Source organism: Lentzea albidocapillata, assembly GCF_000719115.1.
GTDB classification, from domain to species: Bacteria; Actinomycetota; Actinomycetes; order Mycobacteriales; family Pseudonocardiaceae; genus Lentzea; species Lentzea albidocapillata.
This window is the reverse complement of record NZ_JOEA01000001.1, coordinates 150,464-175,874: the sequence shown is the minus strand read 5'-3', so window position 1 is coordinate 175,874 and position 25,411 is coordinate 150,464. Positions and strand designations below refer to the sequence as shown.

Genomic DNA, 25,411 nt, shown 5'->3' with positions numbered 1-25,411 from the left:
GGCAGTCACCCTCAACCCTGCTGGTTGAGCCTTGAGTCCAGGTCTAGCTGGGACGGAAACCCTGGGGAGCATGGGAATTCTTGCGGTGGGCAGGTGGCGCGCACGGGTCGGCAGGCCCGGCGGCGACACGGAGAGCGAGTTCGAGTTCGCGCGCGACGGCACAGCGGCGCTGGTCGTGGGCGGCAAGGGAGCCGGGACGTGGACCCAGACGGGGCCCGACACGTTCAGCTACCGGATCCAGGAGGAACTGACCGAGGCACCGGGAACGATCGAGATCGCGCAGGACGCCGTGCTGCGCGGCGACGAGTTCGTCAGCAACGGCAACGCGGTGGTGCGCCTCGCGAACGGCACGACAGCACGCGAGGCCGCGATCCGGATCACGGCGCAAAGGCTCGGATGACCTCGAAGGGGGCGCCAGAAAGGCGCCCCCTTCTACGACACGCGCGTCAGGAGCACTTGACCGTCACGTTGCCGGTGTACTTGCCCGCCAACAGCGACAGCAACGCCTGCGGCGCGGTCCTGACCCCACCCTCGTCGACGATGGTGTGCGGGAAGACGAACTTTCCCTCCTGCAACCACTGTCCGAAGTGGACGACCCAGTCCTGGATCTGCTCCGGCAGGTGGTAGCAGGCGAACGGGCGGATCTCCAGGTGCTTCGTGATCGCCGTCATCAGGTCGATCCGCGGGTGCTCGGCCGTGCCGTCGTTCTGGTTGGCGAGCGCACCGCACAACGCGAAGCGGGCGTGCGGGCGGGCCGCCTGGATCGCGGCCTCGAACTGCTCGCCGCCCACGTTGTCGAAGAACACGCTGATGCCGTCGGGAGCGAGCTCGCGCAGCCGGTCGGCCACGGGGCCGTCCTTGTAGTTGAACGCGGCGTCGAACCCGAGCTCGTTCACCAGCCAGTCGACCTTCTCCTGGCTGCCGGCCGAGCCGATCACCTTGGCGCCACGGGCCTTCGCGATCTGCCCGGCGAGCGACCCGACGCCACCGGCGGCACCGGTGACGAACACGACGTCACCCTCGCCCGCCTGCGCGATGGTCGCCATGCCGTAGTAGGCCGTCGGCCCCTGCGACAGGAAGTAGACCGGCGAAGGCACGTAGTGCGGGTTCTGCTTGATGAACTGCTGCGCCGGCCCGGACCAGTACTCCTGCCACGGCCCGAACGACTGCACCAGGTCCCCGACTTCCAGGTCGGGGCTGTTCGACCTGACCACGGTGCCCACACCACCGGCACCGGCCGGCTCGCCGACCTTCCACGGCGGCACACCGGGGATCTGGCAGTCGGACCTCATGAACTCCTTGAAGGCGGCGGCCACCGACACGTAGTCGACGCGCACCAGCACCTCACCGTCACCGGTCTCGGGGACGGCCACCTCGACGACGTCGAAGTGCTCGAGGGTCAGGTCGTCCTCGACGTGCTTGGCGAGCCTGACCTCCCACTGCTTCTCGGGGATGCTCATGGCTCTCCTTCTGTCTATCCCCAGGTGACGGGGAGGCTTACGAGTGAGTGGTTGATTTCGCCCTGGTGCCACAACAGATCCTCGTAGGGCACCGCGAGCCGGAGGTCCGGGAAACGGCGGGTCAGACCTTCGATGGCGATCGCCATCTCCATGCGCCCCAGCTGCTTGCCGAGGCAGTAGTGCACGCCGTGCCCGAACGCGATGTGCGGGTTCGAGGCGCGGTCGATGTCGAGCTGCTGAGGGTTCTCGAAGACGTCCTCGTCGCGGTTCGCCGACGACAGCACGAAGAACACCGCGTCGCCCTTGGCGATCTTCTGCCCGCCGAGCTCCAGGTCCTCCGCCGCGATGCGGTGGAACCCCGTGGTGTCGGTGGCGAAGAGGTTGACGTGCCGCAGGAGTTCCTCGACGGCCGCGGGGATCAGCGACGGGTCGGCGACGAGCCGCCGCCACGTGTCCGGGTGGTCGTGCAGCAACGCGAGCACCGAGTTGGAGATCTGGTTCGCGGCGGTGTCGAAGCCGGCGCCGATGAGGGTGAACGCGAACGTCACCAGCTCCTGCTCGCTCAGCTTGTCGTCGTTGTCCCGCGCGGAGATCAGGTCGGACAGCATGTCCTGGCCGGGCTTCTCGCGCTTCTGCGCGATCAGGCCCATGACGTATCCGGCGAGCCGCCCGAACGCCCGCATCGGCGCCTCGGGGTCGTTCTCGTCGAACGTCGCGAACGCCCGCGCGTCCGTCTCGAAGATCTTCAGGTCGTCGGTCGGCACGCCGAGCAGGTCGCCGATGATCGTGAGCGGCAGCGGAACACAAAGCGCTTCAACGAGGTTGACCGGCGCGCCCTTGAGCTCGATGGCGTCCAGCAGCTCGTCGGCCACCTTCTGCACGCCCGCGCGCATCGCCTCGACCTTGCGGACCGTGAACGCGCCCATGACCAGCTTGCGCAGCCGCGAGTGCTCGGAGCCGTCCAGCGAGATGATCATCTCGGGCGTGGTGGTCATGGCGCCGCCGACCTGGGGAGCACCCTCGACGCACGTCAACGCGCGGCTCAGCCTGGAGTCGGCGAGCCCGGCGCGGACGTCCTCGTACTTGGTGATCACCCAGGTCGGCGTGCCGGAGTTGGTGGGCACCTTCGCCACCGGGCACTCGGCCCGCAACCGGTCGTACTTCGGGTCCGGGCCGCGATAGGAGGAGCCGGTGAACGGGAACTCCTCGTCCAGTTCAAGGGGCAGCACGCAGAACACCTCCGGGATTACTTCGGCCTGGCCTCGCGCCGAACAGTGCTACGCGCACCTCGAAGGCGGCTCGAAACCTGGATGTCGACCGGGATTTGAGCCCCCGTACCTACCTTCGCGCCATGGACACTGCACTCGTGCCGTTCCGGGTCGAGGTTCCCGACTCCGAACTGGCGGACCTCACCCGGCGGCTGGCAGCGACCAGGTGGCCGGACGCGGAGACCGTGGACGACTGGTCGCAGGGCATGCCCCTGGCCTATGCCAAGGACCTGGCCGAGTACTGGGCGAACGTGTACGACTGGCGCGCCACCGAAGCCCGGTTGAACGCCATCCCCCAGTTCAAAACCGAGATCGACGGTGTCGGCATCCACTTCCTGCACGCGAGGTCGCCGCACCCCAACGCGAAGCCGTTGCTGCTCACGCACGGCTGGCCCGGTTCGGTCGCGGAGTTCCTCGACGTCATCGAGCCGCTGACCAACCCGCCGGACCCGGCCGACGCGTTCCACGTCGTCGCGCCCTCGTTGCCCGGCTACGGTTTCAGCGACAAGCCGACCGGAACCGGCTGGACGCTGGAACGCATCGCCCAGTCGTTCGTCACGCTGATGGGCCGCGCCGGCTACGACAGGTTCTACGCGCACGGCAACGACTGGGGCTCGTTCATCACGGGCATCCTCGGCCACATCGCGCCGGACCACGTCGAGGCGATCCACCTCGTCATGCCGTTCGCCTCCGCCCCCGAGGCCGAAGTCCAGCTGACGCAGGAGGACTACAAGGGTCTCGGCGCGCTCAAGGAGTTCGCCGCGAAGGAGTCCGCGTACGCGGCGGTGATGAACACCAAGCCGCAGTCGCTGGCGTACGGGCTGACCGACTCCCCCGTCGGCCAGCTGGGCTGGGCCGGCGAGAAGTACTGGTCGTGGAGCGACCACGACGGCGACGCCGAGAAGATCATCTCGCGTGACCGGATCCTCGACATGGTCTCGGTGTGCTGGTTCACCGCCACGGCCGCGTCGTCGGGCCGGTTGTACTGGGAGAGCTACAACAAGTCGCCGCTGACCCAGGTGGACGTGCCGACGGGGTTCTCGGTGTTCCCCGCCGACGCGCGGATGCCCAAGGCGTGGGCAGAGCACCGGTTCACCGATCTGCGCTACTGGAGGGAAATGCCGTCCGGCGGCCACTTCCCCGCGCTGGAGAACCCCGCTGTCCTCGTCGAGGAGCTGCGGACGTTCTTCCGCCTGGTGCGGCCGTGACGGCCACGCTCAGCACCCTGGGCAGCTCACCCAAGAATCAGCTCCGCCTCGTACTGGCTGTCTGCTGTCTGGCCCAGTTCATGAACGTGCTGGACGCGTCGGTCATGAACGTCGCTCTGCCCTCGATCTTCGAGGAGCTGAAGTTCGAGCGGCACGACCTGCAGTGGGTCAACAGCGCGTACACGATCGCGGTGTGCGGCTTCCTGCTGCTGGGCGGCCGGCTCGCCGACCTCTTCGGGCAGCGCCGGGTGTTCCTCTTCGGTGCGGCCCTGTTCACGGTCGCGAGCGCGGTCGGTGGCATGGCGACCTCGCCCGGCGCCCTGATCGCGGCCCGCGGGTTCCAGGGCCTGGGCGCGGCCGTGATGGCACCGGCGTCGCTGACGGTGCTCGGCACCACGTTCCGCGATCCGACCGCCCGCGCGAAGGCTTTCGGTTGGTGGAGTGCGGTGTCCGGCACGGGCGGGGCGGCCGGCGTGCTGCTCGGCGGCATCGTCACCGAGTCCCTCGGCTGGCGCTGGGTGCTGCTGATCAACGTGCCGCTCGGCATCGCGCTGGTGGCCATGATCCGCGGCGCCGTGCCGGAGACCCCGAGTAACGGCGGTCGCAAGGCCCTCGACGTCCCCGGCGCGTTCACCGTGACGATCGGCCTGATGGCGCTGGTCTACGGCATCGCGCAGTCGCACGAACTGGGCTGGGGTTCCTGGCAGGTCGCCGGTTCGCTGACGCTGGCCGTGGTCCTGTTCGCGCTCTTCCTGCGCCAGCAGACGGTGTCCGACCACCCGCTGATGCCGCTCGGCATCTTCCGCAACCGCGCGGTGACGGCGACGAACATCGTGGCGTTCTTCGCGATCGCTGCCCTGTTCAGCACCTTCTACTTCCTCACGCTGGTGCTGCAGCAGGTGATGGGCTTCAGCGCGCTCGCCACCGGCGTCGGCTACCTGCCGTTGTCGATCGGCATCGCGCTGGGCGGGTTCGGCGTGGCGAGGATCGTCCCGAAGATCGGTCCGCGGCCGGTCTTGATCGGCGGACTGCTCACGGCGACGGTCGGCCTCCTGTGGGTGTCCACAGCGGACGAGAGCTCGACGTACCTGGGCTCGATCCTCGTCCCGACCACGTTGCTGGGCCTGGGAATGGGCGCGGTGCTCAACGCGACCACCAATGCCGCCACGTCCGGTGTGCCGCGCGAGCAGGCGGGCCTCGCGTCCGGTCTGCTCAACACGATCCGCCAGATGGGCAGCGCGATCGGCCTGGTCGTTCTCGCGACGATGTCGTCGGCCCGCGCGGACTCGTTGCTGGCTCAGGGCGAACCGCTGCGGCACTCGCTCGGTTCCGGCTACGGGCTCGCGTTGTTCGGCGCCGCCGTCTTCACGTTCTGCGGCGCGCTGGCCGCACTCGCCGTGCCCCGCAAGAAGTAGTCCGCACAGCAGAAGGCCCCCGGTTGCTCCGGGGGCCTTCTGCTGTGTCAGAAACCCTTGCCGTGCAGGTCGACCGGCAACGCGACGAGCCGATGGTTCATGTCGGCCTGCTGCCATTCCAGGTCTTCTTCGGCGACGGCGAGCCGTGCGGCCGGGAAGCGCCGGGTCAGTTCCTCGAACGCCGCGGTCAGCTCGATCCGTGCGAGAGGGGCACCGAGGCACCGGTGGATTCCGTACCCGAACGCGAGGTGCGCGTTGTCGGTCCGCGTGAAGTCAAGGGTGTCGGGGTCGGTGAACAGCGTCTCGTCCCGGTTCGCCGAGTTGGTCGACACGAACACCGCGTCACCCTTGGGGATCGTGACCCCGAACAGCGTCACGTCCTCCGTCGCGATCCGCGGCAGACCGGTCGTGTCGTTGGTGGACAACGTGATCCACCGCAGCAGCTCCTCGACCGCCGCCGGCACCTCCTCCGGCCGCTCCCCCAGCCGCAGCCAGACGTCGCGGTGGTGCCCCAGCAGCGTCAGGACCGAGCTGGCCAGGTGGCAGGCCGTGGAGTCGCCGCCGGCACCCAGCAACGTGTATCCGAGGCCGATGAGTTCGCCGACCTCCAGCTTGTCGTCACCGATCCGCGCCTCGGTCAGCGCCGACAGCACGTCGTCACCGGGCGCGGCCATCTTCCCGAACACCAGCCCGGCCATGAACTCGCCGAGCTGTTCGCCCGCCGCGGCCGCCAGTTCCGGCGCGTCGACGGCGGCGAACTCGCGGATCAACCGTGCGAACGTGTCGCGGTCGCCGGCGGGCACACCCAACAGGTCGCTGATCACGATGATGGCCAGGGGGAACGTGAACTTGCCGAGCAGGTCGACCGGCCCGTCGAGGGCTTCGGAGTCCGCTCGGTCCAGCAACTCTGTCACGAGCTGCTGGATTCTCGGTCGCATGGACTCGATGCGGTCGACCGAGAACGCCTGCGAGGCGAGGTCGCGCAGCCGGGTGTGCGCGGGCGGGTCGAGCGAGATGATCATTCCGGGCGGCGCCTGGAACAGTCCGGGAAAGGTCGGCGCCGCTGGTTCATAAGACGCCGCACGGGAGAACCGCACGTCGTCGAGCACGACGCGGACCGAGTCCTGAGTCGTGGCGATCCAGCAGTGACCGCCGCCGTTCGCGGGCAGGCGCACGACGGGACTCGACGCGCGGAACCCGGCGAACTCCGGCGCCGGACCGCGATAGCTGGATCCGGGAACGGGAAAGGAAACCACCGTGCGCTCCTCGCATGTGTGGACAGTGTTTCCGCAGGTTAGGAGCCCTGGCCTGAAGCCCGATCTAGTGCCGTTCGAGTGACCGGGTGAACGCTGAGCGTGATCGGCCATCCAGGCGAACCACCCCAGTTCGGGAGATCCACATGACCATCCTCGTCACCGGGGCGCGCGGCAACGTGGGCCGTCGCGTGCTTCAGCGGCTTTACGCGGCGGGTCACAGCCTCCGCGCGTCCGGCCGAAATCCCGCGGAACTCGACGTCCCAGAAGGTGTGGAGACCGTCGCGCTCGACCTCAACGACCCGGAGACGTTCGTCTCGGCCCTCGCCGGCGTCTCCAAGGTGCTGCTCTACGCCGAGCCGGACGGCATCGTGAAGTTCCTCGACGAGGCCGAGAAGGCCGGTGTCGAGCACGTCGTGCTGCTGTCGTCGAACACCGTCGGCCTGCCGGGCGCGGACCAGGACCCGCTGGCACACCACCACCTGCTCGTCGAGGAGGCGGTGGCCGGCTCCGGGCTGAACTACACGATCCTGCGGCCCGGCGCTTTCATGAGCAACGCGTTCGGCTGGAGCTACTCGCTGCAGCAGGGCGACACGATCGACCAGGTCTTCCCCGAGGCGCAGGTGGCCCCGGTGCACGAGGACGACATCGCCGACGTGGCCGTGGTCGCGTTGACGGAGAAGAAGCTGCGGGACGAGATCGTCGACCTCACCGGTCCCGAGTCGCTGACGTTCCGCCAGGAGCTGGAGATCGTCGGCGAGGTGCTCGGCCGCAAGCTCGTGATCAACGGGCTGACGCGGGAGGAGGGCGAGGCGCAGATGAGCAACTTCGTGCCGCCGCCCGTCCTGACCTCGCTGCTCAACCAGTGGGAGGCCGCGGTCGGCGTCGTCGCGGACACCAGTGCCACGGCGGAGCGGATCACCGGCAAGCCGGGCCGCACGTTCCGCCAGTGGGTGGAAGAGCACGCTTCGTTCCTCGTGTGACCCGCACGGTTCCGGAGCCGGGATGAGGGCGGCGGACCCGTCCCGGCTCCGTCCGTGCGCGCGTTACCCGCGAACCATCGTGAACGTGATGTCGGACGTGCCCAGGTTCGTGCCGTCCGCGAGGAAGAACGTGGACGGGCCGGAGCTGGTGAAGTTGTCCGGTCCACTTTGGACGGCGTCCTGGTCGAAGTCGACATAGGCGAAGTAGGCGCCGTTCTCGTCGTAGACCTTCTCCCCGCGGAACTTGTAGTGGAACTTGTTCACGCCGGTCGACCACCAGTTGCCCTGCGTGGTCGTGTTCTGCTCGTTGGTGACGAACACCTTGCCGTTGGCCTTGAACTGCAGCTTGGTCGGGTGGTCCCCGTCCGTCCGGGTCACGTACCCGGTCCACGTGCCGAGCGGTGTGCAGGTCGCGTGCGCCGCGGTCACGGTGCCGGACAAGGCAAGCAGGACCACGGCGGTGATGGCTCCTGTGCGCGCGAAGAAGGCCGAACGTTTCGGAGTGAACGTCTGCATCTGTGTGGCTCCCAATCCGGGTTGCGTGCGACGGACGCGCGCAACGGTGGACGATCGTCCTCGGTCCAAACTCCAGAACGGCTCGAACGCGCGGTTTTCCGTTGCGGCCCAAGCTCATCTCGACCCGGGTAACGCAAAGTTCTCGTTACTCATGAGCTGGCAGGAGGACGCCGTGGCCGAACGCGAGACAGAGCTCTGCGACCTGTTCGGGGAGGTGCTCGGGGTACCGGGGATCGAGCCTGACGACCACTTCTTCGATCTGGGAGGCCATTCGCTGCTTGCGTCGAAGCTGGTCAAGCAGGTCCACGAGCGGTACGGCATCCGCGTCCCGTTGCGCAGCTTCTACGAGGACCCGACGGCGCGTGCCGTCGCCAAGCACCTGGACCAGGCAGCCTAGGAGTTCGAGATGCGATGGAATGACCTGTACATCGCCGGTGTGGGCACATACCTGCCCGAGCAGGTCGAGACGGTGGACGACGCCATCGCGGCCGGCCGGTACACAGAAGAGAAGAAGGCCATGAACGGCTATCGGGAGCTGCGGGTCGCCGCTCCCGGTGAGACCGGCCCCGTCATGGCGGCGAAGGCGGGTCTGGAAGCGGTGGAGCGCTCCGGCCTGAGCCCGCTCGACTTCGGCCTGACCGTGCACGCCTCCCTGTCCCACCAGGGACTCGACCTGTGGACGCCGGCGAGTTACGTGCAGGCCAACACGGTCGGCGGCACCGGACCGGCCTTCGAGGTCAAGCAGGGCTGCAACGGCTTGATGGCCGCGGTGGACCTGGCCGCCTCGTACCTCTCTTCGCACCGGGACCTGCCGGCGGCGCTGGTGACCGCGGGCGACGCGTTCCACCTGCCCTACTTCGACCGGTGGGCGTCGGAGGAGCAGAACGTCAACGGCGACGGCGCGGGGGCGCTCGTCCTGTCGAACCGTTCCGGCTTCGCCCGAGTCCGCTCGATCCACTCGCACGCCGACTCGACGCTCGAGCAGATGTCGCGCGGCTACCAGGAGTGGACCACGGGGCCGTTCGCGGACGGCCAGACCCTGCAGCTCAACAGCGGCGTCGAGGACTTCCTCCAGAACGCCGACGTCGACCTCGACGACATGATCTCGCGCATCGGCGGCGGAGTGCGGCACTCGCTCAAGATGGCGCTGTACGAGGCGGAGATCGAACTCGCCGACGCGCGCTTCTTCCTGCACCAGCAGCTCGCGGAGACCATCGTCACGCACGGCATCTGCGGACTGCTGGGCGTCGACCGGGCCTCCACCACGTACGACTGGGCCAAGCAGTACAGCATGGTCGGCACCGCGGACATCGCCCTGGGCCTCGACCACGTGCTGGCCGAGCGCGACCCGCAGCCGGGTGACCTGATCGTCCTGCAGTCCTCCGGCGCGGGGTACGTCTGGACCGCGGCCGTGATCGAGATCCTCGAAGTTCCCTCCTGGGTCTAGAAAACGCGAAAGGAGGCGGGCTCCTCACGAGCCCGCCTCCTTTTCGCATGGGTTCAGATGTAGAGCGACTTCGAGTTCCAGTCCGGTTCCGGCAGCGCCTTGCGGTCGGTCTTGCCGTTGTTCGTGATCGGCAGTTCGTCCACGACGACGAACCCGGCCGGCACCATGTGCTCGGGCATGGTCGCGCGCATGTGGGCCTTCAGCGCCCGCTTGTCCAGTTCCTCACCGGACTTCACGACCCACGCGATCAGCCTGCGGTCACCGCTGGGGTGCGCGCGGAGGCTGACCGCGGCGGTGCGGACCTGCGGGTGCTCGGTCAGCGCGTTCTCGACCTCACCCGGCTCGATCCGGAACCCGCGCAGCTTGAACTGGTCGTCGATCCGGCCGAGGAACTCCACGACCCCATCAGCGCGCTTTCGCGCCTGGTCGCCGGTGCGGTAGTAGCGTTCGCCGTTCCAGCTGCCGCGCACGAACTTCTCGTCCGTGAGGTCCGGCCGCTTCCAGTAGCCGCGCGCCACCTGCGCGCCGCCGATCCACAACTCACCCGGCTCGCCCACCGGCGCCGGCCGTCCCTCGTCGTCCACGATGACGACGTCGCAGTTCTGCACGCAGCTGCCGATCGGGACGGCGCCGCCAAGCTCCTCGTCTGCGCCGATGCGGTGGCAGGTGACGAACGTGGTGGCCTCGGTGGGGCCGTAGCAGTTGATGATCTGCAGCTCCGGCAGCACTTCCCGCAACCGCCGGATGTGCGGCACGGAGAGCACGTCGCCACCGGACATGATCGTGTGCAGGCCCTTGAACGCGTGGACGTCGACGTCGATCTGCCGGTGGAAGAGTGCCGCGGTGAGGAACAGGATGCTGACCTCGTTGACGCGCAGGAGGTCACCGAGTTCTTCCGCCTGCACCACACCGGGCGGCGCGACGACCAGGCGAGCGCCGTTGAGCAGAGCGCCCCAGATCTCGAACGTGGCGGCGTCGAAGGCGACCGTGGCGAGCTGCAACATCCGGTCGCCGGCGGTGATGTCGGCGTAGTTGGGATCCGTGACCAGGTTCGCGATGTTGCGGTGTTCCACCGTCACGGCCTTCGGCCTGCCCGTGGATCCCGAGGTGAACATCAGGTAGGCGGCATCCTCCGGAGCGACTCGCGGAAGCTCCACTGTGGATCCACCGGAGAGCGCGGGCACCTTCAGCGTGGTGTAACCGGCGAAGAACCGGCCCACGACGAGCGACACCTGGGCGTCCGCGAGCATCATGGAGACCCGTGACTCGGGGTCCTCCGGGTCGATCGGCACGTACGCCGCGCCCGCCTTGAGCACTCCCAGCAGCGCGACGACGAGCTGCGGCGACCGTTCCAGGCACACCGCGACCCGGTCGCCGGGCCGCACTCCGGACTCGACGAGCTCACCGGCCAGGGCGTCCGACCACCTGTCCAGCTCGGCATAGCTCAGGGACCCCTGTTCCGCGGACAGCGCCACCGCGTCAGGCGTTCTGGCCGCCCGGCAGCGGAACGCGTCGGTCACCGTTGCAGACATGCGCCAGCTCCTCTCATTTCGCTCATCCTCCGCAACGCGCCTCGAAGCCAGCTCGGGCCACAACTGGCGCTACAGGGGTGTTTGAGCTGCTCGAACAACACTCAGCGCGTCCGCTGCCCCACCTCATCGGAGGCGCATCCCCCATGAACGTCCGCAAGAAGGCACTGGCCGCCGTGGCCGCCGTTGCGCTGGCAGTCCCCGTCGTCGCCGCCGCTGGTGCCACCGCGAAGCCCGACTACGAGAACGCGCTCGTCGGCCGCTGGGACCTCACGGTCACCATCCACATCGAGGAACCGCCGCTGCTCACGCCGCTGTTCTGCGACTTCACCGCCGACTACCAGCTGCACTGCGTGACCAAGCCCGGCTACCCCGACGAGCTCGAGGGCCGGGGCGTCTGGACCGCCCAGAAGGACGGCCAGTTCAGCTTCTGGATCACGCACCACGCCCACCGCGACGGGAACGGCAACCCCGTCGGCTCGATCAACGCGAGCCACCTGGGCAAGATCAGCGCGAACAAGAAGAAGTTCACCACCAAGGCGCACACCTACATCAACATGAACGACGGCTCCCCGTGGCAGGGTCCCGTCAACGTCGACGGCGACGCCAAGCGCATCTGAAGCTCCTCCTGCCAGAAGGCCCCTCGCAGTCCGCGAGGGGCCTTCTGACGTACCGGGAACAAGCCCCGGGGCCCCAGGCGGATCGCCTGGGGCCCCGGGGCTTCCAGCTGGGAGGAACTACGCCTTCGCGGTCTCCTCGGAACCCTCCTCAGAGGCTTCCTCGGCCGGCGCGCCCCACTCCTCCTGCTTCAGCCAGCGAGGCAGGAAGGAGGCGAGCAGCAGCGCCAGTGCGGCGAAGCCGAAGCCGACGTACAGCGTGGTGCGGAACGCGTCCGTGAAGGACTGGCCCGCGGCCTGGTGCGAGTACTTGCCGGCGATCGCCTTGGCCTGCGGGTCGTTCTGCACCGCCGCGCACGCCGCGGCCTCGGGCTTGCCGGCGAACGTGGTGGCGGCACAGGACTGGAAGGCGCCCGCGAGCTCGGTGGCCTTGGCGTCGGCGACACCGGCGGCCACGAGTTCCTGGCGGACCTGCGGGGCCAGCGACTCCGCGTTGGCCGCGCCGTTGGAGGCCAGCGGAGCGAAGAACGCCAGGGTCACGATCGAGATGCCGACCGCGAAACCGAGCTGCTGCTTGGTGTTGATCAGGCCGGATGCCGCACCCGCGTCCTTGTGCGGCACCTCCTGCAGGGCGAACAGCGCGATCGGGGTGGCGGTCATACCGAAGCCGAGGCCGATCAGCAGCAGCCCGGGCACCAGGCCCCAGCTGGTGATGCCGGGGCTGACCGTCAGCAGCATCACCGCGACACCGACGGCGATCACGACGGCACCGACCTGTAGGACGGCGCGGCCGAACTTCGGCACCAGCGCGATGACCGAGGCCGACGCGGTGATGAAGGCACCGATGCAGAACGCCAGCAGCGTGACACCGGTCCGCAGCGGCGAGAAGCCCAGACCCTCCTGCAGGTACAGGTAGAGCGCCAGCATGAACATGCCGGTGAAGCTGAACATGCCCAGCATCAGCGCGAGGGCCGCGGAGAAGCTGCGGGACTTGAACAGGCTCAGCGGCACGAGCGGCATGCCGTCCTTGCGCTGCTTGGCACGCTCGTAGGCGACGAAGCCGACGAAGCCCACGACGGACGCGGCCATCAGCACGAAGCCCCATGCCGGCCAGTCCATCTCACGGCCGAAGGTCAGCGGGAACAGCAGGGCCGTGAGGCTGAAGGTCGCGATGACGACACCGATCAGGTCGAGCCTGATGCGGCTCGGCGCCTTCGACTCGTTGATGTACTTCCAGCCGAGGACGTAGCCGATGATGCCGATCGGGACGTTGACCAGGAAGATCGTCCGCCAGCCCCAGTCGAAGATGTTCGCGGCGACGAGCACGCCACCGACGAGCGGTGCGATCGTGGCCGCGAGACCACCGATGGTGCCCTGGATGGCGAAGACCGCGCCCTTCTCCTTGTCGGGGAAGGTGACGTGGATGATCGACATGACCTGCGGGACCATCAGGCCGGCCGCAAGACCCTGCGCGAGGCGGGAGGCCACGAGCATCTCGGGGTTGGTGGCGATGCCGCACAGGAACGACGTGACGATGAAGCCGAGCACGCCGAGCTGGAACATCTTGCGACGCCCGTAGATGTCGCCGAGACGGCCACCGGTGATCAGTGTGAGCGCGAACGCGAACACGTAACCGGCGGTGATCCACTGCAGCTGCACGAAGCTCGCGCCCATGCCGTGCTGGATCGCGGGCAGTGCGACGTTGACGATGCTGCCGTCCAGCATGTCCATGAACGTCGCGACGGTCATGATGATGAACGCTATCCAGCGACGCGGATCGGCCGCCGGCGCGTCAACGACCGGAGCCGCCTGCGCGCCGGCAGTCGCCGACGACGACTCCAGGTCGTGGTTGGTGTTGGTGGAGGTCACGATTTCTCCTCAGAGGACTTGATTTCGCTGCGCACGACAGGCGATGGCTCAGGACTACTCGGTGTGGCGGAATGCCGGTCGAGTTGAACGAGGTCCCACCTCCTGCCTGAAAAACGACTGCCGGTCGATGACCTTCAGGGTGATCCCCTCCGCTTGAGTCCCGGTCAGGTCGCGGCGGAGCGTTTCGGGCGCATGCCGAAGGCCCTGGTGCCGGGGAGGTGGGCACCAGGGCCTGTCGATTCCGGGTCAGCCGTACAGCGACGCCGGATAGGTGCGCACGGACGCGGTCTCGTACCGCAGCGCGACGTGGCTGGAGCAGCTCACCACGTCACGCCAGAACCGTTGCAGCGCAGCACCTTCCGCGAGTCCGCTGGTGCCGGCGGCCCGCACCAGGCCGCCGACCGCGTCGACCAGGACCTCGGCCGCGTAGGCGCCGTTGCGCTCGTTGCGCGCCATCGCGGCCGGGGTGAACTCGCGGTCGTCGAGCACCTTGGCGTTCTGCTGCACGAGCAGTCTCGCCGACTCGACCTGACCCGACGCGCGGACCAGGTCGACCGCGGACGTCACGGACTGCTTCTTCCCCGACAGCACCGCAACGCACGCGTCAAGTGCCCCCATCGCCGCACCGACGGCCGGAGCGGCGAACGTGAGGCCGCCGACCGCCTGGAACGGGACGTTGTGGCTCGGCACCGGAGACCAGCTGGTGCCGGTGATGAGAGCCGCCCGGTCGAACGAGAGGTGGGACGGCACGAAGACGTCGTCCATCACGACCGAATGGCTGCTGGTGGCCTTCATGCCGACGCTGTCCCACGTCTCGAGGACGGTGAAGTCCTTACGGGGCACCGCGAAGAAGCGACCTTCCTCGCCGACCATGCCGCACAGCAGCGCCCAGTCGGCGAAGTCCACGCCGCTGACGTAGGTCCACCGACCGCCGAGCCGGTGCCCGCCGTCCACCTTCGCGCCCTTGCCCATGGGCGGCAGGCCGGTCACGACGAACGTGTCGGGTCCGGACGCCCAGATCTCGTCGTGGCCCTGTTCGGGCAGCAGCCCCGCGAACCGCGACGAGAACGCCGACAGCGACGCGCACCACGCCGCGGCCGAACAGCCCTGACCCACGGTGAGGACGGCCTCGGTCAGTTCCGCGAAGGTGCCTTCCGAGCCACCGCGTCCGGCTGCGACGAAGTGCCGCGCGAACCCGGCTTCGCGCAGTGCCTCCACGACCTCGGGAGCCAGCCTGCGGGTGGCGTCGGCCTCGGCCGCGTGTTCCGCGGCGATCAGCTTCACCTTCTCCGCGGCTGCGGCCAGCCCGGTGTATTGAGCAGTCACCTCGTCACCTCCTGATGAACGTCACGCAGCCTGAACAGGCAGGTCGCGGTGAATCGTGCGGGACTTGGTGTAGAGCTTCCCGTCGATGCGCACGAGCACGTCCTCGATGGAGAAGGTCGGCTCGAAGCTGACCACGCCCTCGGCGGTCGTGCGGGTGACGAGCGACGCGTAGCTGACGTTCAGGGTGTTCTCATCGACCTCTTCGATCAGGTAGTGGTCGTTCCAGTGCCGCACGGCGACGCCCTTGTAACGGGGCAGCGCGGCGCTGGCGCCGGCGATCAGGGCCGCCCGGCCCTCGACCTTCTCGCTCCGGTGGGCGTGGTCGGTGACCCCGTCCTCGGTGAACGTCTGGGCGTAGCCCTCCACGTCCAGCGCGTCGAGCAGCCGCATCTGCTGGGCGTAGAACGTCTGGACCTCGATGTGGACCGCAACATTGACAGGGGACACGACAACTCCTCGGTCTGCCGGTTTCGCTACCCGCGAATATGGGTGCGGCCGCTGGACATCCGGTCGAGCCGTCCTGGTTCGACCGCGGTTCCAGGTGGCGTTGAGACAAACCGGGCACGGTCTTGCGAGACATCTCCCTTTCTATTCGCGAGGAGGGCCACATGGCCTCAACTCCCGATGTCGCCAAGTCGGTGACGGTCGAGGCGACGATCGAGCAGGCGTTCGCGATCTTCGCGTCGAAGCCGATCGAGTGGTGGCCGGAGTCGCACGTGTTCGTCAAGGACCGGCAGGCCATCACGATCGAACCGTTCGTCGGCGGGCGCTACTTCGAGCGCGGTGCGGACGGCGAGGAGATCGCCTGGGGCACCATCACCGAGTGGGACCCGCCGAAGCGCCTCGTGATGACGTGGCGGGTCGGCCCCTACTGGCAGCCGATCTTCGACGACGAGAAGGCCTCGTTCATCAAGGTGGACTTCGAGGTCGTCGGCCCGACGACGACGAAGGTCACGCTGACCCACGCCGACCTGCACCGCCACGGCGACATCGCCGAGGGCATCCACAAGGCGCTCGACGGCCCGTCACCGGGCGAGACGCTGGAGACGTACGCGCGCGTCATCGAGAAGCACATCCCGAAGGCTGCCTGAGCAACCCCGGAAGTTCCTCAGGCAAAAGAGAATCGGCCGCCCCAAGCCTCCGGGGCGGCCGATTCTTCTTTGTTTCCTATGCTCCGAGTTCGAGCGCCTCGTCGTGCGTGCGGTCGACGACGTTCTTGACGTCCACGACGCGGCCGAGCTGCTTGATCAGCTGGACGACGGTGCGGCCCGCCTGCAGGTCGACGACGACGTCGAGGCGGGACAGGTCACCCCGTTCGACCGGCGCGAGGCTCAGCGACTCGACGTCGACGCCCCGGCTGGAGAACAGCACGACGATCCGCGCCAGCGCGCCGGGTTCGTTGCGCAGCAACAGGGAAAGCGAATGTCTGGTCATCACTCTTCCTCGTCGAACAGGGGCCGGATGCCCCGTGCGGCCATGATCTCGTCGTTGCCCGTGCCCGCGGCGACCATCGGCCAGACCTGGGCGTCCTGCCCCACCACGAAGTCGACGACGACGGGCCGGTCGCGGACCTCCATCGCCTCCAGGATGGTCCCGTCCACTTCGGACTGGCTCTCGCACCGCAGCCCGACGCAGCCGAGCGCGTCGGCCAGCTTCACGAAGTCGGGGTGGCGCTGGTGCGTGCCGAGCCGGGTGTTGGAGTACCGGCCCTCGTAGAACAGGGTCTGCCACTGGCGGACCATGCCCAGGTTGCCGTTGTTGATGATCGCGACCTTGATCGGGATGCCCTCGGCGGCGCAGGTCGCGAGTTCCTGGTTCGTCATCTGGAAGCAGCCGTCGCCGTCGATGGCCCACACCGTGCGGTCCGGTGCGCCCGCCTGCGCGCCCATCGCCGCCGGCACCGCGAAGCCCATCGTGCCCGCGCCGCCGGAGTTGATGAACGAGCCGGGCCGTTCGTACTTCACGTACTGCGCCGCCCACATCTGGTGCTGGCCGACACCCGCGGTGTAGATGGCCTCGGGACCGGTGAGCTTGCTGATGCGTTCGATCACGTACTGCGGCGCGAGCATGCCGTCCGCCGGCCAGTCGTAGCCGAGCGGGTAGGTCGTGCGCAGGCCGCCGAGGTAGTTCCACCAGTCCGTGAGATCGGATTTCCGCGTTATGACCGCTGAGAGCGCTGCCATGACGTCGCGGCAGTCGCCGACGATGCCGACGTCCGCCTTGCGGTTCTTGGAGATCTCGGCGGGGTCGATGTCGGCGTGGATCACCGCGGCGTGCGGGGCGAACTCCGGCAGCAGACCGGTGACCCGGTCGTCGAACCGCGTCCCGAGCGCGATCAGCAGGTCGGCCCGTTGCAGTGCGGCGACGGCGGGCACCGTGCCGTGCATGCCGGGCATCCCCAGATGCAGCGGGTGCGAGTCGGGGAACGCGCCGCGGGCCATGAGCGTGGTGACGACCGGGATCCCGGTCTTCTCCGCGAGTTTCCGGAGCTCCTGCGCCGCACCGCTGCGGATCACGCCGCCGCCGACGTAGAACACCGGCCGCTTCGACGAACCGATGAGCTGGGCGGCGTTGCGGATCTGCACCGGCGAGAGCACCGGGCGCGACGGCACGGCGAGCTTCGGTGGTGTGTAGGTCGTGGCGGTGGCCAGCACGTCCTTGGGCAGGTCCACCAGCACCGGGCCCGGCCGCCCCGTGGACGCGAGCGTGAACGCCTCGGCGATCACCCGCGGGATGTCGGCCGGGTCGTGCACCTGGAAGCTGTGCTTGGTGATCGGCAGCGTGATGCTGCGGATGTCCGCCTCCTGGAAGGCGTCCGTCCCGATCATCGACCTGGCGACCTGGCCGGTGATCGCCACGATCGGCACCGAGTCCATGTAGGCGTCCGCGAGCGGCGTCACCAGGTTCGTCGCCCCCGGCCCCGACGTCGCCATGCAGACGCCCACTCGCCCGGTCGCCTGCGCGTACCCCTGGGCGGCGTGCCCGGCGCCCTGTTCGTGCCGCACCAGCACGTGCCGGATCTTCGAGTCGTACAGCGGGTCGTACGCGGGCAGGATCGCCCCTCCCGGCATCCCGAAGATCACCTCGCAGCCGACGTCCTCGAGCGCCTTGATCAACGCACCTGCACCGGTGGTATCCACGGTTGCTCCTGAACGGATCTCAGCCCGCGAGCTGGCGCTCCAGCTGGCGAGGCGACAACGGCTTGTCGAGCGACGGCTCGGAGCTCAGGATCGCCCGCTGCAACTGACGCAGCCTTTCGGACGGCTCAAGCCCCAGCTCCTCGATCAGCGTGTCGCGCAGCGACTGGTACGCCTCCAGCGACTTCCACTGCCGTCCCGCCCGGTAGAGCGCGAGCATGTACTGCGCACAGAGGTTCTCGTGCATCGGGTGCTGCGCGGTGAGCACCGACAGTTCGGACAGCAGCGACTGGTGCTTGCCCAGCTGAAGGTCGGCCTCGATGCGGGTCTCCAGCACGCCGAGGCGGCTTTCCTGCAACCGGGTGACCTCCATGCCGAGCCGGACGCCGATCTGCACGTCCACGAGCACCGGTCCACGCCACACCTCGGCGGCGCTGCGCAGCAACCTGCTGGCGGACTCCAGGTCGCCGATCTCGAACGCACGCTGACCCGCACTCGCGAGCCGCTCGTAGCTGCGCACGTCGACGCTCTCCGGCGGAACGTCCAGCATGTAGCCGCCGTAGCGGGTCACCAGAACGTTCTTCGCGACACCGGGACCCTCCCCCGGCATGGCCGCCTCGATGCGCCGGCGGACCTGCAGCACGTACGTCTGCAAAGTCGTAAGTGCGCTGCGTGGCGGTGTCATTCCCCAAAGCTCTTCGATCAACGTGGGAACCGTGACGACATGTCCCGCCTGCAGTCCGAGCAGCGAGAGCACCTGCCTGGGCTTCACCGCGCTCGGCGCGATCGAGACGCCGTTCTCCCGTGCCTCCAGCGGTCCAAGAACCTTGATCTCCATTGGAGCCTCCCCTGCTCAGCGGCGGACGACTTGGTCGTGCCACCAAGTTCACCTGAGTCGGGCTATCGAACGCCACGTATGCGGCCATGACTCTCGGATGGCGAACTACTGCGCCCGGCGTGAGATATTCATATACTCGGACGAACCCAAACCGTCCCGCCCGGTAATCGCACGAGCACAAGCCGTGACCGCCACCCATAAATACTCGTCCATTGGCGTGACATTGAGCGGCGAGTCAATGCGACTTCGCATTCTGAACCGATTCAGTTGCCGTCCCGAACTGCCCTCGCATGTCTAGTATTCGGCCTGGGCGCGCGCCGTGCGAGGTCTTTGACCGGCGTTGACTCTCAGACTTGCTCTGGAGCCGTTGCTCTTTGGGGGGCACGTGAATGCTTCGCCTGCGATACCGAGATTCCGCGCGATCATCGTCGTGGTCTTCGCCGCGGTCTGCCTGACCGACCTGACCCGCGCGCTACTTCTCGCCGGCGAAGTCACCGAATTGGCGGTGTCGGTCATTGATTTAGCGGTACTTGTCCTACTGCAAGTGTCGTATTTCCGGCCTCTGACCGCACTGCGCCGGCACCTCGCACTGGCAGCCCAGGCGGCACTGCTGGTCCTGCCGTACGTCCTCTTCGGCCATTCCTGGGCGGGCGTCGCGGGCCTGGTGGCCGGCAACGCTCTGCTGGCCCTGCGCCCGGTTTTCGGCTGGTCGGTCTTCGTCCTGACCGTGGTCGCCACCGGCCTCGCCCAAGCCGTTCACGGCGAGGCGATGACGGCCACCGCGGCCACCGCCCTGCTCCTCGCGGGCCTGGCCACGGGCTTCGCGACCCACCGCGACTGGCCCACCGCCCCCGAGCCCCAGCCGGCCACCGTTCCTGCCACTCCAGAGACCGCCGCCGCCCCGGACACCGCGGTCACCACGACCGCCGCCGTGACCGCCGAACGCGTCCGCGTGGCCCGCGACCTGCACGACCTGCTCGGCTACAGCCTCAGCGCCATCAAGCTCAAGAGCGAACTGGCCCACCGGATCGTCGCCGACCGCCCAGACCACGGCTGGGAGTTCATGCAGGAACACATCACCGATATATTGGATATCACCCACCACGCCCTGGCCGACGTGCGCTCCCTGGCCCGCGCCTACCGCCCGCTGTCCCTGGCGGACACCTCGGACTCGGCCAAGGCGATGCTGGCGGCGTCGAATATCGACGTCCGCGTCGAACTGGCGCACGACCCACTCCCGGAGCCGGTCGAAACCGTCCTGGCCGCCGTCCTGTGCGAGGCCGTCACGAACGTCCTGCGCCACAGCGACGCCAGCACCTGCACCATCGGGGTGCACCAGCGAGGCGCCACGATCCTGCTCGACGTCATCAATGACGGAGCCGCAGGCCGCCCGGTCTCAGCTGACTGCAACGGCGTCCGCAACCAGGCCGAACGCGTCAAGGCGGCCGGCGGCACCTTCACGGCCCGCCACGTCGGCAACGGCTCGTTCCACGTCCACGCCGCCATCCCGGCCGCCACCCCGAAGCCCTAGTTCCCAGGCCTCGAAGCCGTCGCCCAACCAATATATTGCTTTCGGTTCGCCCTCTCGCGAACCTTTCGGCGCGCCCTCACTCCCGCCGTTCACCCCAAAGATGATCTTCACGCGCGCCGCCTGACCTGGCCCTTAGCAATGACTCTTTGGACTTCGTCGTCAAAAGAGTCATTGCAAGGGTCAGATGAAGATCAGGACGAGGCGGCGGGAGAAGGTCAGAACCAGCCGGACTTGCGGGCGATGCGGACCGCGTCGACCCGGTTGCGGGCGTCGAGCTTGGCCGTCGCCGCCGTCAGGTAGTTGCGGACCGTGCCGACCGACAGGAACAGCGTCGTGGCGATCTCCATGGCGTCCGCGCCGTCCGAGGCGAGCCTCAGCACTTCCAATTCGCGGGGCGTCAGAGGGCACTCGTCGGTGTCCCACGCGGAAAGCGCGAGCTGTGAGTCGATCACGCGCCGACCGATTGACACGCCGCGAATGGCGTCAGCGAGTTCTCCAACCGGAGCATCCTTGAGAATGAACCCGTTGACGCGTGCGTTGAGCGCGCGGCGCAGAGTCCCCGGCCGGCCGAGGCTCGTGAGAATGAGAGTGCGCGTCTCCGGTGCGGTGTCGTGGATCACGGTGGCGGCGGAAAGGCCGTCCATACCGGGCAGATCGATGTCGAGCACTGCTACGTCCGGTTTGTTCTTCTCCACAGCGGAGATGATTTCGTCACCCGTCGCCACGGACGCGACGACCTCAATGTCCGGTTCAAGATTCAACAAGGCGACCAAAGCACCGCGGACCATTTGCACGTCCTCGGCTAGTAGGACTCTGATCATCCGACCCCCTTGCTTGCCCCCAGGTCACCATTTTGAGTCTTACACTCGGTGACCATGCAGGACAAGCATTGAGTCCGGCTGCGCCGAGCGTTACTCCAAATGCGCTAGGAGCAATTAATAAGGGTTATCGGCGGATGACTTGGGGTCACCACGCGCTTACAGATAGCTCAGGGACCGAATCGGGAACCAGAGTGCCTCGAGCAGTGCCCGAGCACAAAGCGGTACAAGCGATTCGGCCCCTGGAGCGAGTTCCGAAGCATGCGCGTGCGCAACTCAGCGCGTCTCGCCCCACCGCTCCAGCAGTTCCAGACCGCCGTCGACGGTGATCACCTGACCCTGGATCCACGCGGCTTCGTCGGTGCAGAGCAACGCAACGGCGTTCGCGATGTCCTGAGGCACGGTGACGCGACCAGACGGGCTCTTGATCGCGAGCCGGTCCACCAGGTCCGGGTCGATGTTCATGGGGCCGTTGTCGACGACAGTGGTGACGACGGCGTTCACCGCGACCTTGTACCAAGCCATTTCCAGCGCCAGTGTCCGGATGACGCCGTGGACCGGTGTCACCGTGTAGCCGGCGATGACCACGCGGCCGCCGTCGACGAGCGCCTTGGCGAGTGGCTCCACGATGTTGAGCAACGGCGTGAGGTCCGGCGACACGGCGTGGTGGACGAACACGTCCAACTGGCCGCGCTCTTCCTTGACCCGATCGAGCAGGAGCCGGACCGAGTGCTCGTCGTGGATGTTGAGCTTGGTTACCGTCACCGAGCCGGGCTTGCCCGCGAGCACGGTCTTCGCGCGCTCCAGGTCGATGTTGTCCTCGTCGGAGGTCGTGAGGATGACGTGGGCGCCGTTGTCGCAGAGCTTGCTCGCGATGGCGAGACCGAGCCCGTGCGTTCCCGACGTGACAACTGCGATCTTGCCGTCGAGTCCCAGGCGCGTGCTGACAGGTTCGATCATGATGCCGACCACCTCTGTTGTCCGCGTGGTGATCGACGTTGCGCCGGGCCGCTAGGGCCGAACTCGACTACTTCTTGCGCAAACCTTCCAGAACCCGCAGGATCGCTCGTTCGACCTCGCGCCCGGTGCGCTTCGGATCGGACGAGCTCGCGATGGTGCTGGCGCCCGCGGACAGTGCTCCGAACAGCAGGCGGGCCATGATCTCGACCGGAGCCTCCTCGATCTCGCCGGCGTCCACCAGCAACTGCACGGCCGTGCGGAGCAGACCGAAGCTGAACTGCTCTTCTGCCTCACGCCAGCGTTCCCAGCCCATCACCACCGGCGCCTCGTGGACGATGATCCGCTGGTACTCCGGCTCCAGGCACTTGCGGACGTACGCGCGCAGGCCGCTCACCGCGGTCTCCCACGCGTCGCCGTCCGCCGTGATCAGCGCGGTCAGCGAGGAGATCGACTGGGTCTCGACCTGGGTGAAGGCCGCCTCGAACAAGGCCTGCTTGCCGCTGAAGTGGTGGTAGAGCGCGCCTTTTGTCACGCGGGCGCGTTTGACGACCTCGTCGAGCGAGGTGCCGGCGTAGCCGCGCTTGGTGAACAGGTGCACGGCGCTGTCGACGAGCGCCTGCCTGGTCGACTCCGAGTACTCGGCGCGTCGTGTTCGCACACACGAAACGTATCTCACATACCACCGGTACGTACCGGTGGTATGGTCGTGTCATACCGACAGTATGCGAGAGACCGGGGGTACGAGACATGGGCTGGGCAGACCACTACCGCCGCCGTGACGCGCTCGACGCCGTCCTGAGCGACGCCCGCCGCGACCCGTCCGCACCGCTGATCGTGGATCCGGACGTCTTCGGCTCGCTGCACGAACTGCTGCTGGCGCTCGACCACCGCTGGCAGAACAAGCTGACCGCCCGCATGGAAAGCGCCAGGCTGGACGGCCACATGGACGAGGATCGCGTCACCGCCGAACTCGCCGCCGAGGAGCCGGTGTTGCGAGCAGTACTCGACGCACACCTATCGCTCGGCAGTTACCGGACGGTAGGAATGACTCCATGAGTCGTTGGACCGAAGCTGACATCCCCGACCAGACCGGCCGCACAGTCCTGGTGACCGGTGCGAACTCCGGTCTGGGCCTACGCACCGCCCAGGTGCTCGCGGCCAGGGGGGCCCACGTGATCATGGGCTGTCGCTCGGTCCAACGCGGTGAAACGGCACGGCAGACGGTCCGCGGGTCAGCCGAGGTCCTCGAACTCGACCTCGCCGACCTCAGCTCCGTGCGCGCCGCGGCGGAGAAAGTCGAGGCGCTCGACGTCCTCGTCAACAACGCGGGCATCATGGCCGTTCCGAACGGCCGGACAGTCGACGGCTTCGAGCGCCAGTTCGGCACCAACCACCTGGGCCACGCCGCGCTGACGTGGCTGCTGCTGCCCGCGCTGAGGCAACGTCCTGGCGCACGCGTCGTGACCGTGGCATCGCTTGCCCACCAGTACGGCTACATCGACTTCGAGGACCCGAACTTCGACCGCCGCCCCTACACCCTGCGCGGTTCGTACGGGCAGTCGAAGCTCGCAAACATCCTGTTCGCGCGTGAGCTGGAACGTCGTTCGCCGGACGTGACGTCGATCGCGGCTCACCCCGGCCTGACGGTCACCGAGCTGACCAACAACATGGCGGACTCGCACAAGTCGCTGGTCCTGCGGGTCGGCGGCAAGATCAGCCACCTGTTCTCGCAGTCCGTCGAGATGGGCGCGCTGCCGCAGCTCTACGCGGCGACGTCAGCCGAGGCGCGTGGCGGCCAGTACTACGGTCCGGACGGCTTCAACGGTTTCCGCGGCCATCCCACCATCGCGCGGATGACGGCCGCCGCTCGCGACGATCTCGCCGCGAACCGCCTCTGGGAGCTCACGATCAAGCTGACCGGAATCGCTCCAGATCTTCCGTAGGGGTGTCGGCGCCCTCACGCCGGAAGGCGCCGACGGAGCCCGGTCGTCACCTCCGGGCCGGGAACATCTTCGGCCCATCCGCGTTGTTCATGGTCGACGTGACCTGCGTCGACAACAGATCGTGAACAACGAGCGCTCCACCGGGAGCCCGGTTCCGGCATTTAGCCTGACCTGGGAGTGCGTGACCCCGGACACTTGAGCGCGCAGCGTAGGGTGAGGACGTGACTGTGGTACCTGAGGGTCGGAAGCTGCTGCGGCTCGAGGTCCGCAACAGCGAGACGCCGATCGAGAAGAAGCCCCCGTGGATCAAGACGCGGGCAAAGATGGGCCCCGAATATCGGGAGCTCAAGGGTCTGGTCAAACGCGAAGGCCTGCACACGGTCTGCGAAGAGGCCGGCTGTCCCAACATCTACGAGTGCTGGGAAGACCGCGAGGCCACGTTCCTGATCGGCGGCGAGCAGTGCACCAGGCGCTGCGACTTCTGCCAGATCGACACGGGCAAGCCGGCCGACCTCGACCGCGACGAACCCCGCCGCGTCGCCGAGTCGGTCCAGGCCATGGGCCTGCGCTACTCCACGGTCACCGGCGTCGCCCGTGACGACCTGGAGGACGGGGGCGCGTGGCTGTACGCCGAGACCGTGCGCCAGATCCACGAGATGAACCCCGGCACGGGCGTCGAGTTGCTGATCCCGGACTTCAACGCGGTCCCCGAGCAGTTGGCCGAGGTCTTCGAGTCACGTCCCGAGGTGCTCGCGCACAACCTGGAGACGGTCCCGCGGATCTTCAAGCGCATCCGCCCGGCGTTCCGCTACGAGCGCTCGCTCGAGGTGATCACCAAGGCCCGCGAGTTCGGCCTGGTCACCAAGTCGAACCTGATCCTCGGCATGGGTGAAACCCCCGAGGAGGTCACGGAGGCGCTCAGCGACCTGCACGACGCGGGCTGCGAACTCATCACCATCACCCAGTACCTGCGCCCGTCGCCGCGGCACCACCCGGTCGAGCGCTGGGTGAAGCCCGAGGAGTTCGTCCAGCACAAGGAGACGGCCGAGGAGATCGGCTTCCTCGGCGTGATGGCGGGCCCGCTCGTCCGCTCCTCCTACCGCGCCGGCCGCCTGTTCGCGCAGGCGAAGCAGAAGCGCGGCGAGGACCTTCCGGAGAGCCTCCAGCACCTGCTGACCGTGTCGGCGTCGCAGGAGATCACCAGCCTGCTCGCCCCGCGCTAGGCGGAGTGAACGGCGGAGCAACCGATATATCAGCTGGTCACCCACCCAGGGTGACCAGCTGTTTTGCATA

26 protein-coding genes are annotated in these 25,411 nt (G+C 67.9%); 12 read left to right on the top strand and 14 right to left on the bottom strand.

The window, feature by feature from the left end; genetic code table 11:
- The first annotated feature begins 70 nt into the window (after positions 1 to 70).
- A complete protein-coding gene (locus tag IG04_RS0100980; protein WP_143086925.1) occupies positions 71 to 400 on the top strand; it encodes a hypothetical protein in 330 nt (109 codons plus the stop codon).
- 46 nt (positions 401 to 446) lie between these two features.
- Here the strand turns inward: IG04_RS0100980 and IG04_RS48545 are convergent, their stop codons facing one another.
- Positions 447 to 1,460 (bottom strand): MDR family NADP-dependent oxidoreductase, encoded by a 1,014-nt coding sequence (locus IG04_RS48545; protein ID WP_030474559.1) that lies wholly within the window; start codon positions 1,458 to 1,460, stop codon positions 447 to 449.
- 14 nt (positions 1,461 to 1,474) lie between these two features.
- On the bottom strand, positions 1,475 to 2,689 hold the full coding sequence (locus IG04_RS0100970; protein WP_144065485.1) for a cytochrome P450: 1,215 nt from the start codon (positions 2,687 to 2,689) through the stop codon (positions 1,475 to 1,477).
- Positions 2,690 to 2,811: 122 nt separating this feature from the next.
- On the opposite strand from IG04_RS0100970, the gene IG04_RS0100965 reads away from it, so the two are divergent.
- On the top strand, positions 2,812 to 3,936 hold the full coding sequence (locus IG04_RS0100965) for an epoxide hydrolase family protein (RefSeq protein WP_030474557.1): 1,125 nt from the start codon (positions 2,812 to 2,814) through the stop codon (positions 3,934 to 3,936).
- Positions 3,933 to 5,351, top strand: coding sequence for an MFS transporter (locus IG04_RS0100960; RefSeq protein WP_030474556.1), 1,419 nt, complete (start codon positions 3,933 to 3,935; stop codon positions 5,349 to 5,351). Before IG04_RS0100965 ends, IG04_RS0100960 begins: the two co-directional genes overlap by 4 nt.
- Positions 5,352 to 5,398: 47 nt before the next feature.
- Here IG04_RS0100960 and IG04_RS0100955 read toward each other — a convergent pair whose 3' ends face one another.
- Complete coding sequence (locus IG04_RS0100955) at positions 5,399 to 6,607, bottom strand: cytochrome P450 (RefSeq protein ID WP_051768605.1); 1,209 nt, start codon at positions 6,605 to 6,607, stop codon at positions 5,399 to 5,401.
- A 143-nt stretch (positions 6,608 to 6,750) separates the two neighbouring features.
- On the opposite strand from IG04_RS0100955, the gene IG04_RS0100950 reads away from it, so the two are divergent.
- Positions 6,751 to 7,587: an NAD(P)H-binding protein gene (locus IG04_RS0100950; protein WP_030474554.1), complete on the top strand. Its 837-nt coding sequence runs from the start codon at positions 6,751 to 6,753 to the stop codon at positions 7,585 to 7,587.
- A gap of 63 nt (positions 7,588 to 7,650) precedes the next feature.
- Here the strand turns inward: IG04_RS0100950 and IG04_RS0100945 are convergent, their stop codons facing one another.
- Positions 7,651 to 8,103 carry a hypothetical protein gene (locus tag IG04_RS0100945; RefSeq protein WP_030474553.1) on the bottom strand — a complete coding sequence of 151 codons (453 nt, stop codon included), beginning with the start codon at positions 8,101 to 8,103 and terminating at the stop codon, positions 7,651 to 7,653.
- A 151-nt stretch (positions 8,104 to 8,254) separates the two neighbouring features.
- On the opposite strand from IG04_RS0100945, the gene IG04_RS47065 reads away from it, so the two are divergent.
- Positions 8,255 to 8,500, top strand: a complete 246-nt coding sequence (locus tag IG04_RS47065) for an acyl carrier protein (protein WP_030474552.1) — start codon at positions 8,255 to 8,257, stop codon at positions 8,498 to 8,500.
- Between the two features lie 9 nt (positions 8,501 to 8,509).
- Complete coding sequence (locus IG04_RS0100935; protein WP_030474551.1) at positions 8,510 to 9,550, top strand: ketoacyl-ACP synthase III family protein; 1,041 nt, start codon at positions 8,510 to 8,512, stop codon at positions 9,548 to 9,550.
- Positions 9,551 to 9,603: 53 nt separating this feature from the next.
- On the opposite strand, the gene IG04_RS0100930 is transcribed toward IG04_RS0100935, so the two are convergent.
- Positions 9,604 to 11,082, bottom strand: a complete 1,479-nt coding sequence (locus IG04_RS0100930) for an amino acid adenylation domain-containing protein (RefSeq protein ID WP_084401745.1) — start codon at positions 11,080 to 11,082, stop codon at positions 9,604 to 9,606.
- A gap of 143 nt (positions 11,083 to 11,225) precedes the next feature.
- Between IG04_RS0100930 and IG04_RS0100925 the strand changes: the two genes are divergently transcribed.
- Positions 11,226 to 11,699: a hypothetical protein gene (locus IG04_RS0100925; RefSeq protein WP_084401747.1), complete on the top strand. Its 474-nt coding sequence runs from the start codon at positions 11,226 to 11,228 to the stop codon at positions 11,697 to 11,699.
- A gap of 117 nt (positions 11,700 to 11,816) precedes the next feature.
- Here the strand turns inward: IG04_RS0100925 and IG04_RS0100920 are convergent, their stop codons facing one another.
- The 3 genes from IG04_RS0100920 to IG04_RS0100910 form a co-directional block, all read right to left on the bottom strand.
- Complete coding sequence (locus IG04_RS0100920) at positions 11,817 to 13,565, bottom strand: MFS transporter (protein WP_051768602.1); 1,749 nt, start codon at positions 13,563 to 13,565, stop codon at positions 11,817 to 11,819.
- Between the two features lie 246 nt (positions 13,566 to 13,811).
- Positions 13,812 to 14,891 carry an acyl-CoA dehydrogenase family protein gene (locus IG04_RS0100915; RefSeq protein ID WP_036013180.1) on the bottom strand — a complete coding sequence of 360 codons (1,080 nt, stop codon included), beginning with the start codon at positions 14,889 to 14,891 and terminating at the stop codon, positions 13,812 to 13,814.
- A 21-nt stretch (positions 14,892 to 14,912) separates the two neighbouring features.
- The gene (locus tag IG04_RS0100910; protein ID WP_036013177.1) at positions 14,913 to 15,338 is read right to left on the bottom strand and encodes a nuclear transport factor 2 family protein; all 426 of its coding nucleotides are present in this window, start codon (positions 15,336 to 15,338) and stop codon (positions 14,913 to 14,915) included.
- Between the two features lie 161 nt (positions 15,339 to 15,499).
- Between IG04_RS0100910 and IG04_RS0100905 the strand changes: the two genes are divergently transcribed.
- Complete coding sequence (locus tag IG04_RS0100905) at positions 15,500 to 15,982, top strand: SRPBCC domain-containing protein (protein ID WP_051768599.1); 483 nt, start codon at positions 15,500 to 15,502, stop codon at positions 15,980 to 15,982.
- Positions 15,983 to 16,058: 76 nt separating this feature from the next.
- Here the strand turns inward: IG04_RS0100905 and ilvN are convergent, their stop codons facing one another.
- From ilvN to IG04_RS0100890, 3 genes are read right to left on the bottom strand one after another with little or no spacing between them, the layout of a single operon-like run.
- Complete coding sequence (gene ilvN / locus IG04_RS0100900; RefSeq protein WP_051768597.1) at positions 16,059 to 16,325, bottom strand: acetolactate synthase small subunit; 267 nt, start codon at positions 16,323 to 16,325, stop codon at positions 16,059 to 16,061.
- The gene (locus tag IG04_RS0100895) at positions 16,325 to 18,031 is read right to left on the bottom strand and encodes an acetolactate synthase large subunit (RefSeq protein ID WP_036013174.1); all 1,707 of its coding nucleotides are present in this window, start codon (positions 18,029 to 18,031) and stop codon (positions 16,325 to 16,327) included. Before IG04_RS0100895 ends, ilvN begins: the two co-directional genes overlap by 1 nt.
- 19 nt (positions 18,032 to 18,050) lie before the next feature.
- Positions 18,051 to 18,866 carry an AfsR/SARP family transcriptional regulator gene (locus IG04_RS0100890; protein ID WP_030474542.1) on the bottom strand — a complete coding sequence of 272 codons (816 nt, stop codon included), beginning with the start codon at positions 18,864 to 18,866 and terminating at the stop codon, positions 18,051 to 18,053.
- A gap of 544 nt (positions 18,867 to 19,410) precedes the next feature.
- On the opposite strand from IG04_RS0100890, the gene IG04_RS0100885 reads away from it, so the two are divergent.
- The gene (locus IG04_RS0100885; protein ID WP_051768595.1) at positions 19,411 to 20,397 is read left to right on the top strand and encodes a sensor histidine kinase; all 987 of its coding nucleotides are present in this window, start codon (positions 19,411 to 19,413) and stop codon (positions 20,395 to 20,397) included.
- A gap of 215 nt (positions 20,398 to 20,612) precedes the next feature.
- Here the strand turns inward: IG04_RS0100885 and IG04_RS0100880 are convergent, their stop codons facing one another.
- From IG04_RS0100880 to IG04_RS0100870, 3 genes are all read right to left on the bottom strand, one after another.
- Positions 20,613 to 21,218, bottom strand: a complete 606-nt coding sequence (locus IG04_RS0100880) for a response regulator transcription factor (protein WP_030474540.1) — start codon at positions 21,216 to 21,218, stop codon at positions 20,613 to 20,615.
- 273 nt (positions 21,219 to 21,491) lie between these two features.
- Positions 21,492 to 22,175: an SDR family NAD(P)-dependent oxidoreductase gene (locus tag IG04_RS0100875; protein ID WP_063758196.1), complete on the bottom strand. Its 684-nt coding sequence runs from the start codon at positions 22,173 to 22,175 to the stop codon at positions 21,492 to 21,494.
- 67 nt (positions 22,176 to 22,242) lie between these two features.
- Complete coding sequence (locus IG04_RS0100870) at positions 22,243 to 22,833, bottom strand: TetR/AcrR family transcriptional regulator (protein WP_030474538.1); 591 nt, start codon at positions 22,831 to 22,833, stop codon at positions 22,243 to 22,245.
- Between the two features lie 89 nt (positions 22,834 to 22,922).
- Between IG04_RS0100870 and IG04_RS42155 the strand changes: the two genes are divergently transcribed.
- The 3 genes from IG04_RS42155 (at position 22,923) to lipA (ending at position 25,341) form a co-directional block, all read left to right on the top strand.
- Positions 22,923 to 23,231: a hypothetical protein gene (locus IG04_RS42155; RefSeq protein ID WP_051768591.1), complete on the top strand. Its 309-nt coding sequence runs from the start codon at positions 22,923 to 22,925 to the stop codon at positions 23,229 to 23,231.
- Positions 23,228 to 24,118 carry an oxidoreductase gene (locus IG04_RS0100860; protein ID WP_030474792.1) on the top strand — a complete coding sequence of 297 codons (891 nt, stop codon included), beginning with the start codon at positions 23,228 to 23,230 and terminating at the stop codon, positions 24,116 to 24,118. The genes IG04_RS42155 and IG04_RS0100860 overlap by 4 nt, the downstream gene beginning before the upstream one ends.
- A 221-nt stretch (positions 24,119 to 24,339) precedes the next feature.
- Entirely contained in the window at positions 24,340 to 25,341 is a 1,002-nt protein-coding gene (gene lipA, locus IG04_RS0100855; protein ID WP_030474537.1) for a lipoyl synthase, read from the top strand.
- Positions 25,342 to 25,411: the final 70 nt, after the last annotated feature.

What these genes read in the sequence shown, in the direction of transcription:
- IG04_RS48545 (WP_030474559.1), bottom strand. Translation starts at nt 1,460, where the DNA reads ATGAGCATCCCCGAGAAGCAGTGGGAGGTCAGGCTCGCCAAGCACGTC.
- ilvN (WP_051768597.1), bottom strand. Translation starts at nt 16,325, where the DNA reads ATGACCAGACATTCGCTTTCCCTGTTGCTGCGCAACGAACCCGGCGCG.
- IG04_RS0100905 (WP_051768599.1), top strand. Translation starts at nt 15,500, where the DNA reads ATGGCCTCAACTCCCGATGTCGCCAAGTCGGTGACGGTCGAGGCGACG.
- IG04_RS0100890 (WP_030474542.1), bottom strand. Translation starts at nt 18,866, where the DNA reads ATGGAGATCAAGGTTCTTGGACCGCTGGAGGCACGGGAGAACGGCGTC.
- IG04_RS42155 (WP_051768591.1), top strand. Translation starts at nt 22,923, where the DNA reads ATGGGCTGGGCAGACCACTACCGCCGCCGTGACGCGCTCGACGCCGTC.
- IG04_RS0100945 (WP_030474553.1), bottom strand. Translation starts at nt 8,103, where the DNA reads ATGCAGACGTTCACTCCGAAACGTTCGGCCTTCTTCGCGCGCACAGGA.
- IG04_RS0100980 (WP_143086925.1), top strand. Translation starts at nt 71, where the DNA reads ATGGGAATTCTTGCGGTGGGCAGGTGGCGCGCACGGGTCGGCAGGCCC.
- IG04_RS0100965 (WP_030474557.1), top strand. Translation starts at nt 2,812, where the DNA reads ATGGACACTGCACTCGTGCCGTTCCGGGTCGAGGTTCCCGACTCCGAA.
- IG04_RS0100930 (WP_084401745.1), bottom strand. Translation starts at nt 11,082, where the DNA reads ATGTCTGCAACGGTGACCGACGCGTTCCGCTGCCGGGCGGCCAGAACG.
- IG04_RS47065 (WP_030474552.1), top strand. Translation starts at nt 8,255, where the DNA reads ATGAGCTGGCAGGAGGACGCCGTGGCCGAACGCGAGACAGAGCTCTGC.
- IG04_RS0100860 (WP_030474792.1), top strand. Translation starts at nt 23,228, where the DNA reads ATGAGTCGTTGGACCGAAGCTGACATCCCCGACCAGACCGGCCGCACA.
- IG04_RS0100935 (WP_030474551.1), top strand. Translation starts at nt 8,510, where the DNA reads ATGCGATGGAATGACCTGTACATCGCCGGTGTGGGCACATACCTGCCC.
- IG04_RS0100925 (WP_084401747.1), top strand. Translation starts at nt 11,226, where the DNA reads ATGAACGTCCGCAAGAAGGCACTGGCCGCCGTGGCCGCCGTTGCGCTG.
- IG04_RS0100950 (WP_030474554.1), top strand. Translation starts at nt 6,751, where the DNA reads ATGACCATCCTCGTCACCGGGGCGCGCGGCAACGTGGGCCGTCGCGTG.
- IG04_RS0100880 (WP_030474540.1), bottom strand. Translation starts at nt 21,218, where the DNA reads ATGATCAGAGTCCTACTAGCCGAGGACGTGCAAATGGTCCGCGGTGCT.
- IG04_RS0100875 (WP_063758196.1), bottom strand. Translation starts at nt 22,175, where the DNA reads ATGATCGAACCTGTCAGCACGCGCCTGGGACTCGACGGCAAGATCGCA.